This is a genomic window from Pseudoalteromonas sp. JB197, from assembly GCF_002332205.1.
GTDB lineage: Bacteria > Pseudomonadota > Gammaproteobacteria > Enterobacterales > Alteromonadaceae > Pseudoalteromonas > Pseudoalteromonas nigrifaciens.
Genome location: NZ_NRGZ01000001.1, coordinates 2,698,201 through 2,716,025, shown reverse-complemented (window position 1 = coordinate 2,716,025; position 17,825 = coordinate 2,698,201). Strand labels below are relative to the sequence as shown.

Here is a 17,825-nt window from a genome sequence, read left to right as displayed (position 1 = left end):
AGTGTGTTTTTTTATAATGCTTAATGGTTGCCAATTAGGAATTCTGCTATTATTAGCAGCATATTGAGTGGGGCTTTCCCCCATGTTATTTTTTTGTATTGGGATTTACTGTGACCACAACTGCTTTTTCATCTTTGGCTTTACCTTCTGGGTTAGTTGATAACTTATCAACACTCGGCTACACCCACATGACACCTGTTCAGGCGCAAAGTTTACCGCCAGTACTGGCTGGAAAAGACATTATTGCTCAAGCAAAAACGGGGTCAGGTAAAACTGCGGCGTTTAGCTTAGGCGTATTGGCTAAATTAAACGTAAAACGTTTTCGCATTCAATCTTTAGTATTGTGCCCAACACGTGAGTTGGCAGAGCAAGTAGCTGTAGAAATGCGCAAATTAGCGCGTGGCATCCATAATATTAAAATACTTACTTTATGTGGTGGTGTATCAATTGGTCCACAAATTGGCTCACTTGAACATGGCGCACATATTATTGTTGGTACACCGGGGCGAGTTGACGATCATATTCGTAAAGGTACTTTGCGTTTAGATGATGTAGAAACGCTCGTATTAGATGAAGCCGACCAAATGCTAGATATGGGTTTTCAAGATACCTTAGATGCAATTATTGAGCGTATTCCTACTAACCGCCAAACATTACTATTTAGCGCTACGTTTCCACGTGCAATAGAAGCTGTTGCAAAGCGTGTGCTTAGCAATCCAGTAATGGTTAAGGTAGAAGAAGAGCAAGCTAAAAGCACTATTAAGCAATACTTCTATAAAATGGATAACAATAAACAACGTTACCCAACACTTAAATTATTGCTGCTTAAATTTACCCCGCAAAGCTGTGTCGTGTTTTGTAATACTAAAGTAGAAACACAGCAATTGTGTGATGATTTAGTTGATGAAGGCTTTAGTGCGGTATCTTTACATGGTGATTTAGAGCAGCGTGATCGTGAGCGTACGTTAATTCATTTTTCTAATAAAAGTGCATCAATACTAGTGGCAACCGATGTGGCCGCGCGTGGTTTAGACATTGACGATATGGATATGGTGATTAACTATCACTTAGCTCACGACACACAAACACATGTGCATCGTATTGGTCGTACCGGTCGAGCGGGTAAAAAGGGTATTGCATGCTCTATTTATGGTGAGGCAGAAGCATTTAAAATTGCACAAATTGGTGACCATTATGAGCGCGATGTGATCCCAGAGCCAATGCCATCGTTTAGCTTATTAGAAAAACCACCATACAAACCAGAAATGGTAACCTTAATGCTTGATTCTGGTAAAAAGCAAAAAGTACGCGCAGGTGATATTTTAGGTGCACTTACCGGTAAAGACGGTATTGCGGGGCGTCAAGTTGGTAAAATAAACGTACTCGACAACGTTGCGTTTGTTGCCGTAGAGCGTAATTCTTCAAAACCGGCACTGCGTAAATTAACCGAAGGTAATATTAAAGGCCGTAAAATACGCGCTCGTCGCCTTACGTGCTAATAGTGTACTGAATAACTAATTCAATAATTACTAATCTATTGAGCAGCTTGCCCTAAGCTGCTCATATTCACCCTTTAACTGTTTAAATTTTTCTGCATTACCAACTGCTTTATCTGGGTGACACTGTAACGCCAGTTGCCGCCAACGCTTTTGTACTTCTTTTAGCGTGCTTTGCTGAGATAGTTGCCACTTTATTAATAGCTGTTTATGAGTGTCTAGATCTATTATTTGTGCAGATTTACTGTGTTTGGTAAAACGCTGCCAAAACTGGGTTAAAAGAGTATCGATTTCGGCGCTAGAGGTTTCAAAGTTTTGCCAATCAAGGTAGTAGTCTCGTAGCGGATCGGTATTTTTTATGAGGGTGTTACTGGCTGTGGTAATAAGTTGTATTTGTAAACCACTAATAAGGAGTTGCTGCTTAGGCATAATTTGCTGCTGTAGCTGATAAAGCGCGTTCATAATTAAAAAGTTACGTTTGAATAAATCACGATCAGGGGCAACATCAAGCGTGTTAATCATTTTACGTTGTTGTAATTCTGCCGCTAAAGTATGTACCATCCATACTTTCTTTTGCAAAAGTAACTCAAAAATCTCATCTATCAGTGGGTTAAGCATTGTTTACAGTCTAGTTATTAGTGTATCTTGGGTAAATTATCATAGTGGCTACAAAAGTTTCAAGGATGTAATTATGCAGGGTTGGTTACAACGCTTCTTTTTTGTTGGCTTTATGGCTGTATGCAGCATTTTTTCTACATTTAGTTTTTCTGTTACACCAGCCGACTTATTTGAACAATTTAAGTCTGCTGAAAGTTGGTCAGATAAACAAAGCTTTGCCTCTACACTGTTAACTAAAAAAAACTTACCACACCAACAGCGCATTGCTATATATAGCGACTTAGCTGAACTTGCCTTTAATGCCAACGACCTTCCTCATGCCTTAGAGTATTATAAGTTATTAGAGAGTAGCATCACCTTTAATGAGTTGCCCGATCTGTATTTTAGAGCAATAAAAATGCAAGGTGTGGTGTTGTATTATCAAGGGTTTGTACAACAAGCTGTGGTTGATTATAGCCGGGCTTTAGGGTTAGCCATACGTTTAAAAGGCTCATTAAAACAAGCCAATTTATTAAGTAATATAGGCTTGGCTTATTTTGATATGTATAACATGGAATTAGCACTGGATTATTATCAGCAAGCAAAACTGATCTACGAAAAAGAGGGCAGTGCGCAAGACAAAGCCGATATTTTGCACAATATTGCCGGGATATATATTCGCCTTTCTCGTTACGAATCAGCACTTGAAATGTATCGTGAGGTATTAAAGGTATTTCAACAACTTGGTGATGAAGATGGTGTAGCTCAAGTCTATGGCAATATGGGAGTTGCCTATACTGAGTCAAAGCAATACCAGTTGGCACTGCATTATAATCAGCTGGCACTGCGTTACTATCAGAGCATAAATAATGCATTCCAACTCTCTACTAAGCACGCTAATTTAGCGAGTATTAATCTGCACTTAAATAAATTTGATGTGGCCTTGTATCATGCAAAGGCGGCGCAGCAATTTGCACTTGATGCGGGGAATAAATCGTTATTAGCGGCGGCACTGCATGTGCTTGCCACTGCGCAGTTTGCTCAGGGCGATATTGAAAATGCAAAAACAACGTCAGAGCACTCAATTGCATTAGCAAAAGAATATAAAAATGGCATGCGCATTAAAGACGGCTTAGGTATTGAGGCTTTGATTTACTCAAGCTTAGGCGACTTTAAACAAGCGCTGCAATTGCATCAGCAGTATGTTGACTATCAACGTAGTATAAATACAGAAGAGGCTTCAAAGGCAGTTAGTATTTTTCAAACTCAATTTGAAGCAGATAAACTAAACCAAGAAATTAATCAGCTTAAGCAAGAACGTAGCTTACAAGAATTAAAAATTGCAAAACGTTCACAGTTAACTATTTTGCTTAGCATTGTGGCAATTCTTATTTTAATTACAGTTATTGCAATTTATCGTCGCAGAATAGAAAGTAATGCAAAATTACAACTAACAGAGCAAGTAGAGCAACGCACGTTAGAATTACAAAGTGTGGCGCAAGAGCTGCGCGAAGCAAACGATGTTAAAAGTCAGTTTTTAGCAAATATAAGCCATGAAATTCGCACCCCACTCACCGCTATTTTAAGCCAAACCGACGACTTAATTAATGGTTTGTATGATCCTGAGCAGTTACAAGATGAGCTCAAAGTTATTCAGCGTCAAAGCGATCATTTAAAAAGTTTAATTAATGATGTGCTCGATTTAAGTAAAATAGAAGCAAATCGATTGGAGCTGTCTATTTCTTGTTTTGATATTGTACAAGTGCTGAATGACATACATGGGATGTTTAGCGTACAAGCAAAAGCCAAAAACTTATCCTTGGTATTTGACAACCAACTCGGTAATGAACTGTATACCAGGCTTGATTTAACCCGAGTAAAGCAAATATTAATAAACCTGTGTGCTAATGCAATTAAGTTTACTCACAGTGGCCAAGTTACGATTGTGGCCAATAATACCGAGCAAGGGCTAGTGCTTACGGTAAAAGATACCGGAATAGGTATGAATACAGCGCAGCTAAAGCTTATTTTTGAATGTTTTAGCCAAGCAGATAATAGTATTAGCCGTCGTTTTGGTGGTACTGGTTTGGGACTTAGTTTGTCACAACAACTAGCTGCCATGATGGGGGGATATATTAGTGTGCAAAGCGAATTTAAAAAAGGCAGTCAATTCTCATTTTTTGTGCCGTGCGTACCAGTAGATAAAAGCGAATGTGCAGTTACAGCTAAAGACAATATAAATGGTGGCTATAAAGCGCTAAGCGCTAAAGTGTTACTTGCTGAGGATCATGACGATAATCGCAGATTAATAAGCCGTTATTTACGCGCCATGGGGCTTGACGTTATTGCAGTTGAAAATGGCGAGCAAGCTGTAGAGCAATGTTTAAAAGAGTATCCTGATTTTGTGCTGTTGGACATTCAAATGCCTATTATGGATGGCATTACTGCTTTTGAGTTGCTCAGGCAGTGCGGTTATGAGCAGCCAATATTTGCCTTAACGGCCAATGCAATGAGCCATGAGATCGAGCAGTATTTAGCACTTGGTTTTACTGATTACTTAGCTAAACCAATTGATAAAGAGAAGTTTTATAGCACTATAGCTGAGCATCTCGCATCAATAAAAAATGAGCAAAACAGCACAAACGTAAATATAGATATAAGTGACTTAGTGACTAGTTTCAAACAAAGCTTATCAATAGAAAGTGAGCTAATTAGCCAGCACTTTAATAGTGGCGATTTTGTAGCGTTACAAAAAGATAGCCATCGTATTTTAGGGGCAGCACAAATGTTTAAGTTGTGCGATATTGCAGACGCTGCAAAAGCATTAGATGATGCGTGTAAAAGCCCAGAAGAAGTACAAAAAATTGCAGTATTAGTTGATAAACTACAAGCCTTATTTTTGCACTACAAAGAGCATGGTTAAAGCGGTACAGCGCTACTTTTTTGCAGGCAAATAAAAACGCCTAATAATTGATATTCAATTGTTAGGCGTTTTTTTATAAGCTTTAAAACTTATATGGAATTACTGGCGTTTCATCGAATCAAAAAACTCATCGTTGGTTTTGCTCATCGATAATTTATCAATTAAAAATTCCATTGCGTCAATTTCTGACATGTCATGAACAATTTTACGCAAAATCCACAGCTTTTGTAGCTCATCTGGTTTTGTGAGTAACTCTTCACGACGAGTGCCTGAACGGTTAAAGTCGATAGCTGGGAATACACGTCGTTCCGCAATTTTACGGTTAAGATGTAGTTCCATGTTACCAGTACCTTTAAACTCTTCGTAGATAACTTCATCCATTTTAGAGCCGGTATCAATAAGCGCAGTAGCAATAATTGTTAAGCTGCCGCCTTCTTCAACATTACGTGCAGCACCAAAAAAACGTTTCGGTTTATGGAGTGCGTTTGCATCAACACCACCGGTAAGTACTTTACCAGATGATGGAATAACGGTGTTGTAAGCACGGGCTAAACGTGTGATTGAGTCAAGTAAGATAACAACATCTTTTTTATGCTCTACTAAACGTTTTGCTTTTTCGATAACCATTTCGGCTACTTGTACGTGGCGAGAAGCAGGTTCATCAAATGTTGATGCAATTACTTCGCCTTTTACAAGACGCTGCATTTCGGTTACTTCTTCCGGACGCTCATCAATTAGTAATACCATTAATGTTGCATCTGGGTGATTGTGAGTAATCGATTGCGCAATATTTTGTAGTAGCATGGTTTTACCCGCTTTTGGCGGTGCTACTAATAAACCACGTTGACCACGACCAATAGGAGAGGCTAAATCAAGTACTCGGGCTGTAATATCTTCTTTACTACCGTTACCGCGTTCCATACGAAAACGTTCGTTTGCATGCAGTGGTGTTAGGTTTTCAAAAAGAATTTTAGTGCGAGAGTTTTCAGGTTTATCAAAGTTAACTTCATTTACTTTAAGTAAAGCAAAGTAACGCTCACCGTCTTTAGGTGGACGAATAAGGCCTGAGATTGAATCGCCAGTACGCATACTAAAACGGCGAATCTGGCTAGGTGAAACATAAATGTCATCTGGGCCAGCTAAGTAAGAGGCTTCTGATGATCTTAAAAAGCCAAAACCATCTTGCAAAATTTCTAATACACCGCCACCGAAGATATTCTCTCCGCCTTTGGCATGTGATTTTAAAATAGCAAAAATGATATCTTGCTTTCTTAAGCGGGCTACGTTTTCGAGCCCCATGGACTCAGCTAAGTCTACAAGCTCTTTTATAGATTTGTCTTTTAGTTCGCGTAAATGCATATTGGTGGGTTCTTTATTACAGTTGTCATACTCAAAATCGCTTTGTTTGATCGTTGAGTGAGGTTTGTTGAATATAACTAAGGATTAGTTGGCTTTATAAACTAGCAGCTCATTGACACAGCGTCCAGTGTTTATACAAAAAAATAATAAAAAAAGGGCATTAAGCCCTTTTTTTATTGTTTAAATTTAAAGATTGTTTTCTAAAAACTCGATTAATTGAGTTTTTGAAAGTGCGCCAACTTTAGTTGCAGCAACTTGGCCATCTTTAAAAAGAAGTAATGTAGGGATACCACGAATACCAAATTTAGGCGGTGTACCCGCATTTTGATCGATATTAAGTTTAGCTATGGTAACGCGACCATCAAATTCCTCAGCAACTTCACTAAGGATAGGGGCGATCATTTTACAAGGTCCGCACCACTCAGCCCAAAAGTCTACTAGTACAGGCTTGTCTGATTGTAATACGTCAGCTTCAAAGCTATCGTCAGTAATTTGGATTATTTTCTCGCTCATTGCGCTCTCCGGTTTAGTTAGGCGAAATATTTAGTGCGTATTTAAACACTCTTGTTTCTTATTGCAAGTTTAAACGTTATGCTTAAACGCTATGACTAAGACACATTTGACCGATAAAAAGTTTTCAGACTTTGCTATTGCACCGGAAGTGGTTGCCGGTTTAACCGAAAGTGGGTTTGAATATTGCACACCCATTCAAGCTAAATGCCTACCTTTTATTTGTGAGGGTCGCGATATCGCAGGCCAAGCACAAACAGGTACAGGCAAAACGTTGGCGTTTTTAACTGCCACGTGCCATCGGTTATTACAATCTAGCAAAGCCCCTAGTAAACATCCAAGAGCCCTGATCATGGCCCCTACAAGGGAGCTGGCGATTCAGATACACAAAGATGCAAAAATTTTAGCGCCGCACTGTAATCTTAACTTAGGTTTAGTATATGGTGGCGAAGATTACGAAAAACAACGTGCACAACTAGAAAAAGGCGTTGATATTTTAATTGGTACTACAGGTCGTTTAATTGATCTGTATAAGCAAGGCTGTTACACCCTTAATGAAATTGAGGTAGTCGTGCTTGACGAAGCAGATCGTATGTTTGATTTGGGCTTTATCAAAGATATTCGTTATATGTTCCACCGTATGCCAGATACATCAAAGCGTTTAAATTTATTATTCTCTGCAACGCTATCGTATCGTGTACAAGAACTTGCGTTTGAACATATGACCAATCCTGAGCACGTACAAATTGAACCAGACGTAAAAACCGGTAAACGCATTCAAGAAGAGCTATTTCATCCTTCACAAGAAGATAAAATTAAGCTGCTGCTGACGTTAATTGAAGAAGAGTGGCCTGAAAAAGCCATTATCTTTGCTAACACTAAGCATAGTTGTGAAACCGTATATGCCTGGTTAAAAGCCGATGGACATCGGGTTGGCATGCTTACCGGTGACGTAAATCAGAAAAAACGTCAATCAATTTTAGCTGAGTTTAGTAAAGGCGACTTAGACTTTTTAGTGGCAACAGATGTTGCAGCACGTGGTCTACATATTCCTGAAGTAAGCCATGTATTTAATTTTGATTTACCAGATGATTGCGAAGATTACGTACACCGTATTGGCCGTACAGCCCGCGCTGGCGCGTCTGGTCACGCTATTAGTTTTGCATGCGAACAATATGCTTATAACTTGCATGAAATTGAAGAGTATATAGATCACAGTATTCCTTTATCACATTACGATAAAACAGCATTACTGGATGATTTAACTAAACCTACTATTCATAGAAAGCGTAACTTTTCTACAGGCCCACGTAATCGCAGTAACAACAGCGGACGTCGCCCAAATAATAGTTATCAAAAAGGACGGTCATAAACGACCGTTAGTTTAACTGTAATAGTAATTAGAGGTTTTTGAACGGTGGGGCAACTTAAACCGCAAAAAAATGTATATGCAGTTATTGATTTAGGTTCAAATAGCTTTCATATGCTTATTGCTAAATCAATAGCTGGCGGCCTGCAAACCATAGGTCGTGTTAAACGCAAAGTAAGGTTAGCTGCAGGGCTTGATATAGACAATGTATTAAGCTCAGAAGCAATGCATAGAGGATGGGAGTGCCTAGCGTTATTTGCTGAGCGCTTACAAGACATCCCTAAACAAAATATCACTATAGTTGCCACCGCCACATTACGTTTAGCTAGTAATGCTGATGTATTTAAAGCGCAAGCAGAAAAAATCCTCGGTCATAAAGTTAATGTCATTAGCGGCGAACTAGAAGCGCGCACTATATATAAAGGCGTTGCTCATACCTCATCTTGTACCGGTAGTCAGCTTGTTATCGATATTGGTGGTGCTAGCACTGAAGTGATTATTGGTAAGAACTTTGATGCATTACTTTACAAAAGCCTGAACATCGGGTGTGTTACCTACCTAGAGCGCTATTTTAAAGATTGCAAATTAAGCAATGCAAACTTTAACACCGCAATAAAAGCCGCACGTACTGTCATTGATGAAATTGCATCAGAGTATAAAGTTAAAGGCTGGCAAATAGCCTCAGGTGCTTCGGGTACAGTACAAGCAATTCAAGAAATCATGATAGCGCAAAACCTAGATGAGCTATTAACCCTTGAAAAACTCTACACTATCAAAAAGCAATCAATCGCTTATAAAACGATTGCCGCATTAGACCTACCAGGGCTAAGTGAAGATCGCCGTTTAGTATTTGTATCAGGGCTTGCCATTTTAATTGCATTATTTGAATCGCTCGAGATCGAAAAAATGGGATTAGCAGGTGGAGCACTGCGTGAGGGTGTTTTATACAGCATGCTACCAGAGCTGCATAATAGCGATATTCGTAAACGTACAATCGATGGCTTTATCGATCGTTACCATGTTGATCAAAAGCAAGCTAGCCGCGTCGCCAGTCTCGTATTAAACTTAGCATCAGAAGTAAATGAAAGCTGGCCAATAAAAGCACTTAATGGGTTGCCTTTATTAACGGCAGTTGCACAGCTTCATGAAATTGGTTTATTGATAGAGTATAAGCAGTATCACAAACACAGTGCTTATATTTTAAAAAATACTGAAATGCCAGGTTTTTCGCAGTCAGAGCATAAAGTCATTGTTGCGGTAGCTAAAGGGCATCGCTCTGATCTTCAAAAAGGCTATTTTGATTCTCTTGGTGCAAATAGTGTACTTGCGCAGTATTTAGTAAGACTAATACGTATAGCTGTCATTTTATGTATGCGTCGCCAAGATGATGTACTCCCTGAGTTTGCGATAACTGTTAAAGACGATGTCTTAAATCTGCAGTTTGAAAATGACTGGTTGAAAAACCATCCATTAATGGCAAGCGAGCTGCAACAAGAATCTAAGCAGCAAGCGAAACTTGGCTGGAAGCTCATAGTAAATTAACTAAACAGGCCCATAAGGGCCTTTTTAGTGTTTAAAATAACCACTTGGTTTAAATATCAAGCGAACAGCGTTTTATTTTAAGTTTTCTTTAAAAAACGCTTGCGTAAAACTGGCTGCGTCCTATAATGCGACCCCACTGAGACGGCAGACAGCAACGCTTAGCGAGGCAAGAGTCAATCAGTGAGTCGAGTAAAACTTAAATTTAGATTTTTATAAAGTTTACATTTAAGTGTTGACAAAAAAATAGGAAAGCGTAATATGCGCAGCCCTAGCGAGATAAGGTTTTACTTTATTGTCGCAACGTTCTTTAACAATATAAAGCAATCATCTGTGTGGGCACTCGTACAGATTGAGTTCTAACAGCCAATCTACTTACTCTTTATGGGTAATTAGCGAGGCAAACAAATTAGAGTCTCAATTGAAACTGAGTGACCATATGTTATTAAAAGATTCAGCCTTGAGCTGTTTTGATTTCACTTTTTTTAAAAGTGAAAATAATAACGCACAGTCAATTCGTTTTTGGCAACAAAAACAAAAAATTCAGAATTCATTGAGCTGTCGAAAGACATAAAACTTTTTAATTGAAGAGTTTGATCATGGCTCAGATTGAACGCTGGCGGCAGGCCTAACACATGCAAGTCGAGCGGTAACAGAAAGTAGCTTGCTACTTTGCTGACGAGCGGCGGACGGGTGAGTAATGCTTGGGAACATGCCTTGAGGTGGGGGACAACAGTTGGAAACGACTGCTAATACCGCATAATGTCTACGGACCAAAGGGGGCTTCGGCTCTCGCCTTTAGATTGGCCCAAGTGGGATTAGCTAGTTGGTGAGGTAATGGCTCACCAAGGCGACGATCCCTAGCTGGTTTGAGAGGATGATCAGCCACACTGGGACTGAGACACGGCCCAGACTCCTACGGGAGGCAGCAGTGGGGAATATTGCACAATGGGCGCAAGCCTGATGCAGCCATGCCGCGTGTGTGAAGAAGGCCTTCGGGTTGTAAAGCACTTTCAGTCAGGAGGAAAGGTTAGTAGTTAATACCTGCTAGCTGTGACGTTACTGACAGAAGAAGCACCGGCTAACTCCGTGCCAGCAGCCGCGGTAATACGGAGGGTGCGAGCGTTAATCGGAATTACTGGGCGTAAAGCGTACGCAGGCGGTTTGTTAAGCGAGATGTGAAAGCCCCGGGCTCAACCTGGGAACTGCATTTCGAACTGGCAAACTAGAGTGTGATAGAGGGTGGTAGAATTTCAGGTGTAGCGGTGAAATGCGTAGAGATCTGAAGGAATACCGATGGCGAAGGCAGCCACCTGGGTCAACACTGACGCTCATGTACGAAAGCGTGGGGAGCAAACGGGATTAGATACCCCGGTAGTCCACGCCGTAAACGATGTCTACTAGAAGCTCGGAGCCTCGGTTCTGTTTTTCAAAGCTAACGCATTAAGTAGACCGCCTGGGGAGTACGGCCGCAAGGTTAAAACTCAAATGAATTGACGGGGGCCCGCACAAGCGGTGGAGCATGTGGTTTAATTCGATGCAACGCGAAGAACCTTACCTACACTTGACATACAGAGAACTTACCAGAGATGGTTTGGTGCCTTCGGGAACTCTGATACAGGTGCTGCATGGCTGTCGTCAGCTCGTGTTGTGAGATGTTGGGTTAAGTCCCGCAACGAGCGCAACCCCTATCCTTAGTTGCTAGCAGGTAATGCTGAGAACTCTAAGGAGACTGCCGGTGATAAACCGGAGGAAGGTGGGGACGACGTCAAGTCATCATGGCCCTTACGTGTAGGGCTACACACGTGCTACAATGGCGCATACAGAGTGCTGCGAACTCGCGAGAGTAAGCGAATCACTTAAAGTGCGTCGTAGTCCGGATTGGAGTCTGCAACTCGACTCCATGAAGTCGGAATCGCTAGTAATCGCGTATCAGAATGACGCGGTGAATACGTTCCCGGGCCTTGTACACACCGCCCGTCACACCATGGGAGTGGGTTGCTCCAGAAGTAGATAGTCTAACCCTCGGGAGGACGTTTACCACGGAGTGATTCATGACTGGGGTGAAGTCGTAACAAGGTAGCCCTAGGGGAACCTGGGGCTGGATCACCTCCTTATACGATTTAGAACTTATTTGTTCGTAGTGTCCACACAGATGATTGTTAATTAGTGCTTGTCCTTCGGGATAACTAATTAATATGCTCTTTAAAAATTTGGAAAAGCTGATAATAAAATTCTGATGAATAACATTGTTATTTATCAAGAGTTTTCAAAAGTAAAAAAAGAATGGTAGCAGTACCATTCAGTGCCATTTAATTAACTCTTACGAGTTGATTGATTGGTATCTACTTTAGTATTCAATATTGACTTCTGGCGAAGTTAAACTGTCACACAACAAAGACCCGTTTGGGTTGTATGGTTAAGTGACTAAGCGTACACGGTGGATGCCTTGGCAGTTGGAGGCGATGAAGGACGTATTAACTTGCGATAAGCCTAGTCAAGCTAGTAAAAAGCACTTGAGACTAGGATTTCCGAATGGGGAAACCCACCTGCTTGCAGGTATCGTTAACTGAATACATAGGTTAACGAGGCGAACGCGGAGAACTGAAACATCTAAGTACCCGTAGGAAAAGAAATCAACCGAGATTCCGAAAGTAGCGGCGAGCGAAATCGGAACAGCCCTTAAGCTTATTATGTGTTAATGGAAGGCTGCTGGAAAGCGCCACGATACAGGGTGATAGTCCCGTACATGAAAAGACATTTTAAGTGAAATCGAGTAGGTCGGAGCACGTGAAACTTTGACTGAATATAGGTGGACCATCATCTAAGGCTAAATACTCCCAACTGACCGATAGTGAACCAGTACCGTGAGGGAAAGGCGAAAAGAACCCCTGTGAGGGGAGTGAAATAGAACCTGAAACCGTGTACGTACAAGCAGTAGGAGCCCACTTGTTGGGTGACTGCGTACCTTTTGTATAATGGGTCAGCGACTTATATTTTGTAGCGAGGTTAACCGATTAGGGTAGCCGTAGGGAAACCGAGTCTTAACTGGGCGAATAGTTGCAAGGTATAGACCCGAAACCCGGTGATCTAGCCATGAGCAGGTTGAAGGTTGAGTAACATCAACTGGAGGACCGAACCCACTAACGTTGAAAAGTTAGGGGATGACTTGTGGTTAGGAGTGAAAGGCTAATCAAACCGGGAGATAGCTGGTTCTCCCCGAAATCTATTTAGGTAGAGCCTCGGACGAATACTTACGGGGGTAGAGCACTGTTAAGGCTAGGGGGTCATCCCGACTTACCAACCCTTTGCAAACTCCGAATACCGTAAAGTAATATCCGGGAGACACACGGCGGGTGCTAACGTCCGTCGTGAAGAGGGAAACAACCCAGACCGCCAGCTAAGGTCCCAAAGTCATAGTTAAGTGGGAAACGATGTGGAAAGGCCCAGACAGCCAGGAGGTTGGCTTAGAAGCAGCCATCCTTTAAAGAAAGCGTAATAGCTCACTGGTCGAGTCGGTCTGCGCGGAAGATGTAACGGGGCTAAACTATGCACCGAAGCTGCGGATTCATCTTAGGATGAGTGGTAGGGGAGCGTTCTGTAAGCCGTTGAAGGTGACCCGGGAGGGTTGCTGGAGGTATCAGAAGTGCGAATGCTGACATGAGTAACGATAATGGGAGTGAAAAACTCCCACGCCGGAAGACCAAGGGTTCCTATCCCATGTTAATCAGGGTAGGGTAAGTCGACCCCTAAGGCGAGGCCGAAAGGCGTAGTCGATGGGAAACAGATTAATATTTCTGTACTCGATATAATTGCGATGGGGGGACGGAGCAGGCTAAGCAAGCATGGCGTTGGTAGTCCATGTGAAAGTGAGTAGGGCGTTTGTTTAGGTAAATCCGGACGAACATTAAACCTGAGACACGAGACGAGTCACCAAGGTGATGAAGTTGCTGATGCCATACTTCCAGGAAAAGCCTCTAAGCTTCAGATTATATGGAATCGTACCCCAAACCGACACAGGTGGTCAGGTAGAGAATACTAAGGCGCTTGAGAGAACTCGGGTGAAGGAACTAGGCAAAATCGTACCGTAACTTCGGGAGAAGGTACGCTCCTATCTGTGATGAGACTTGCTCTCTAAGCGGACGGGAGCCGCAGTGACCAGGTGGCTGGGACTGTTTATTAAAAACACAGCACTGTGCAAAATCGCAAGATGACGTATACGGTGTGACACCTGCCCGGTGCCGGAAGGTTAATTGATGGGGTTATCCTTAGGGAGAAGCTCTTGATCGAAGCCCCGGTAAACGGCGGCCGTAACTATAACGGTCCTAAGGTAGCGAAATTCCTTGTCGGGTAAGTTCCGACCTGCACGAATGGTGTAACCATGGCCACGCTGTCTCCACCCGAGACTCAGTGAAATTGAAATCGCAGTGAAGATGCTGTGTACCCGCGGCTAGACGGAAAGACCCCGTGAACCTTTACTACAGCTTGGCACTGAACATTGAACCTACATGTGTAGGATAGGTGGGAGACTTTGAAGATGAGACGCTAGTTTTGTTGGAGTCAACCTTGAAATACCACCCTTGTAGTTTTGATGTTCTAACGTTGGCCCCTGAATCGGGGTTACGGACAGTGCCTGGTGGGTAGTTTGACTGGGGCGGTCTCCTCCTAAAGAGTAACGGAGGAGCACGAAGGTTGGCTAAGTACGGTCGGACATCGTACGGTTAGTGTAATGGTAGAAGCCAGCTTAACTGCGAGACAGACACGTCGAGCAGGTACGAAAGTAGGTCATAGTGATCCGGTGGTTCTGAATGGAAGGGCCATCGCTCAACGGATAAAAGGTACTCCGGGGATAACAGGCTGATACCGCCCAAGAGTTCATATCGACGGCGGTGTTTGGCACCTCGATGTCGGCTCATCACATCCTGGGGCTGAAGTCGGTCCCAAGGGTATGGCTGTTCGCCATTTAAAGTGGTACGCGAGCTGGGTTTAGAACGTCGTGAGACAGTTCGGTCCCTATCTGCCGTGGGCGTTTGAGAATTGAGAGGGGTTGCTCCTAGTACGAGAGGACCGGAGTGAACGAACCGCTGGTGTTCGGGTTGTCATGCCAATGGCATTGCCCGGTAGCTACGTTCGGAACTGATAAGCGCTGAAAGCATCTAAGCGCGAAGCAGGCCTCGAGATGATTTCTCACTAGAGCTATAAGCTCTCTGAAGGGCCGTTGGAGACTACAACGTTGATAGGCAAGATGTGGAAGTGCTGTGAGGCATTAAGCTAACTTGTACTAATTACCCGTGAGGCTTAACCATACAACGCCAAACGCGTTTTATGTGACAGTTCAAGCAAGAAGTTAATATTGCTAAAGTAGATATTTACGCAAAGACTTAAAAAATATTATCAGATATTTTCCAAATTCAGTTAATTTGTAGTGATACGAATTAACGCCCTAATTTGCTTGGTAACCATAGCGTTTTGGACCCACCTGACCCCATGCCGAACTCAGTAGTGAAACGAAACAGCGCCGATGATAGTGTAGCATTTGCTATGTGAAAGTAGGACATTGCCAGGCTCCAAATTGTAGAAAGCCCGACTAGAAATAGTCGGGCTTTTTTACGTCTGTAGAAAAGTGAAATGTGGGTGAATAATGTACACAAGTCTCCCGCGTAGGTCGGGCGAGCAACGCGATACCCGATACTCAAATCATAAAAATATCACCACTAGCCAATGAATGTGGTGCATTTGCACTGTGATTTTCTACCGCTGTGGGCACTACGACATTTTACAGCGTTGTCGCTACGAAGTAGCGCGCCGACCCCAAATCGAGATAGCCCGATTGAAAATAATCGGGCTTTTTTACGTCTGCAGAAAAGTGTAATTTAAGCTGGAAAGTACTAGGGGTAGTCTCAATATTGTGAAAGAGCGCAGTTTTAAGCTAGTGCGTAGTTGGATTTATTACCAAGCCATCTACTTATAAGTGCATCTACTTGTTTTGGGTGCTGTATTAGCATTTGCTGCGCTATTGGCCTGACTTGATTTAAAGTGTGTTTGTCGCGGGTTAGATCGGCAATTTTAAATTCAGCTAAACCGGTTTGTTTAGTGCCGAGCACTTCACCAGGGCCGCGGATCTCTAAGTCTCGCTCAGCTATAACAAAACCATCGTTACTATCTCTTAACACGCCCAGACGCTTTTGTGCTGTATGTGAGAGAGGTGCATGGTATAAAAGTACACAATGCGAAGCGGTAGCTCCACGCCCTACTCGACCACGTAGTTGGTGTAATTGTGCTAAACCTAAACGCTCAGGGTTTTCTATAATAATCAAACTGGCATTAGGTACATCCACCCCTACTTCAATGACTGTGGTTGCGACTAAAACATGAATATTACCAGCTTTAAACTCACTCATAATGGCTTGTTTTTCTGCAGCTTTCATCCGTCCATGTATAAGGCTTACGCTTAGCTCTGGTAAGGCTTCTTTTAATTGCTGCGCGCTATCTTCGGCGGCTTGGCATTGCAGCACTTCTGATTCATCAATGAGCGTACATACCCAATAAACTTGCCTGCCTTGCTCATGGCAGGCTAATTTAACGCGCTTGATAATATCGCCTCGACGAGTGTCTGGTAATGCCACTGTTGTTATGGGTGTTCGACCCGGTGGTAATTCATCTATTACAGAGGTCTCTAAATCGGCGTAAGCGGTCATTGCAAGTGTGCGAGGTATAGGTGTTGCTGTCATGACTAGTTGATGTGGGTAACAGTCGCCAAAGCGGCCTTTTTCACGCAGTGATAATCGTTGATGAACACCAAAGCGATGTTGTTCATCGATAATAATAAGCACGAGATTATGAAATTTCACCTCGTCTTGAAATAACGCATGGGTGCCGACGATCATTTGCGCCTCACCGGAGGCTATTTTTTCAAGTGTAGCTACACGTTCTCTACCTTTAGTTTTACCTCCAAGCCAGGCAACTGTAATACCTAATTGGTTAAACCAGTTATTAAAGTTAATCCCATGCTGCTCGGAGAGAATTTCGGTAGGAGCCATTAAAGCTACCTGAAAACCTTGTGCTATAGCAGTCAATGCACTTAATGCTGCTACTAATGTTTTACCTGAGCCAACATCGCCTTGTACTAAACGCATCATAGGGTAAGGCTGTTGTAAATCACCTTTAATTTCGGCGACTACACGACTTTGTGCATTGGTTGGATCAAAAGGGAGTTGCGCTAAAAATTGGCTTTCTAATGCGTTGTTAGAATTTAAGCTGACAGCTTTAACTTGTTGCCCTTGTTGGCGTATTTTTAACAAGCTGAGATTTTGCGCTAGTAGCTCTTCAAAAACGAGCCGCTGCTGAGCTGGATGAGTACCTTGTTCAAGTGCAATTACGTCTATGTCGTTAGGCGGGCGATGTAATAATAGTAAGGCATCACTTAGCCCTAAATTAGAAGGTTGCCATTGCGCTGGAAGCAACTCCTCTACTGAATATTTTTGCAATAGATTAATAGCTTGATCGCTAAGTGCTCTAATTGATAATTGCTTTAAACCTTCAGTGGTTGAGTAAACCGGAGTAAGCGTTGTAGCCGTAGGCTGCTCATTGGGTGTGTCGCTTATGCTATATTCCGGATGACTCATTTCAAAGCCTACACGGCCACGGCGAACTTCACCAAAACAACGTATTATTTTTCCTGCACTGAGGGCGTTTTTTTGTGCTGCGGTAAAATTAAAAAATCGTAGTGTAAGTCTGCCGGTGCCATCGTTTATTTGGCAAACTAGCATGCGCCTTTTACCAAAGGTGATCTGGCTTGTTTCAATTGTTGCTTCCACGCTTACATGGCTGTGTAATGAAAGCTCGTTTATAGTATAAAGCCGGGTGCGGTCTTCATAGCGAAGAGGTAAATGAAACAGCATGTCTTGTACTGTAGAAATACCTAGCTTTAGCAATCGCTCGGCCATTTTAGGGCCAACGCCTTTGAGTTCTGTTATTGGGTATTGGCTTAAGCTAGGTTTAGACAAGGTGGGCTCAAATCTTATTATTTGTA

General features: G+C 42.4%; 8 protein-coding genes and 3 rRNA genes. 7 read left to right on the top strand and 4 right to left on the bottom strand.

The window, feature by feature from the left end; genetic code table 11:
* Positions 1–110 precede the first annotated feature (110 nt).
* Positions 111–1,499 (top strand): ATP-dependent RNA helicase DbpA, encoded by a 1,389-nt coding sequence (dbpA, locus tag CIK86_RS12840; protein ID WP_011326836.1) that lies wholly within the window; start codon positions 111–113, stop codon positions 1,497–1,499.
* 30 nt (positions 1,500–1,529) lie between these two features.
* Here dbpA and CIK86_RS12835 read toward each other — a convergent pair whose 3' ends face one another.
* Positions 1,530–2,114: a DNA-J related domain-containing protein gene (locus tag CIK86_RS12835; protein WP_086997002.1), complete on the bottom strand. Its 585-nt coding sequence runs from the start codon at positions 2,112–2,114 to the stop codon at positions 1,530–1,532.
* Positions 2,115–2,187: 73 nt separating this feature from the next.
* On the opposite strand from CIK86_RS12835, the gene CIK86_RS12830 reads away from it, so the two are divergent.
* Complete coding sequence (locus CIK86_RS12830; RefSeq protein WP_086996999.1) at positions 2,188–5,016, top strand: tetratricopeptide repeat protein; 2,829 nt, start codon at positions 2,188–2,190, stop codon at positions 5,014–5,016.
* Positions 5,017–5,115: 99 nt separating this feature from the next.
* On the opposite strand, the gene rho is transcribed toward CIK86_RS12830, so the two are convergent.
* Both rho and trxA read right to left on the bottom strand, forming a co-directional pair.
* Positions 5,116–6,375 (bottom strand): transcription termination factor Rho, encoded by a 1,260-nt coding sequence (gene rho, locus CIK86_RS12825; RefSeq protein WP_011326839.1) that lies wholly within the window; start codon positions 6,373–6,375, stop codon positions 5,116–5,118.
* A gap of 186 nt (positions 6,376–6,561) precedes the next feature.
* Positions 6,562–6,888 (bottom strand): thioredoxin TrxA, encoded by a 327-nt coding sequence (gene trxA / locus CIK86_RS12820; RefSeq protein ID WP_011326840.1) that lies wholly within the window; start codon positions 6,886–6,888, stop codon positions 6,562–6,564.
* Positions 6,889–6,979: 91 nt separating this feature from the next.
* On the opposite strand from trxA, the gene rhlB reads away from it, so the two are divergent.
* From rhlB to rrf, 5 genes are all read left to right on the top strand, one after another.
* Positions 6,980–8,257: an ATP-dependent RNA helicase RhlB gene (rhlB, locus tag CIK86_RS12815; protein WP_041454311.1), complete on the top strand. Its 1,278-nt coding sequence runs from the start codon at positions 6,980–6,982 to the stop codon at positions 8,255–8,257.
* Between the two features lie 45 nt (positions 8,258–8,302).
* Positions 8,303–9,796 carry a guanosine-5'-triphosphate,3'-diphosphate diphosphatase gene (gene gppA / locus CIK86_RS12810; protein WP_011326842.1) on the top strand — a complete coding sequence of 498 codons (1,494 nt, stop codon included), beginning with the start codon at positions 8,303–8,305 and terminating at the stop codon, positions 9,794–9,796.
* A 578-nt stretch (positions 9,797–10,374) separates the two neighbouring features.
* Positions 10,375–11,910 (top strand): 16S ribosomal RNA (locus tag CIK86_RS12805).
* A 300-nt stretch (positions 11,911–12,210) separates the two neighbouring features.
* Positions 12,211–15,099: ribosomal RNA gene (locus tag CIK86_RS12800) — 23S ribosomal RNA — on the top strand.
* Between the two features lie 145 nt (positions 15,100–15,244).
* A 5S ribosomal RNA gene (gene rrf / locus CIK86_RS12795) occupies positions 15,245–15,359 on the top strand.
* Together the 16S, 23S and 5S rRNA genes form the textbook arrangement of a ribosomal RNA operon.
* A gap of 358 nt (positions 15,360–15,717) precedes the next feature.
* Here rrf and recG read toward each other — a convergent pair.
* On the bottom strand, positions 15,718–17,799 hold the full coding sequence (gene recG, locus CIK86_RS12790; protein ID WP_086996255.1) for an ATP-dependent DNA helicase RecG: 2,082 nt from the start codon (positions 17,797–17,799) through the stop codon (positions 15,718–15,720).
* Between the last annotated feature and the right edge of the window lie 26 nt (positions 17,800–17,825).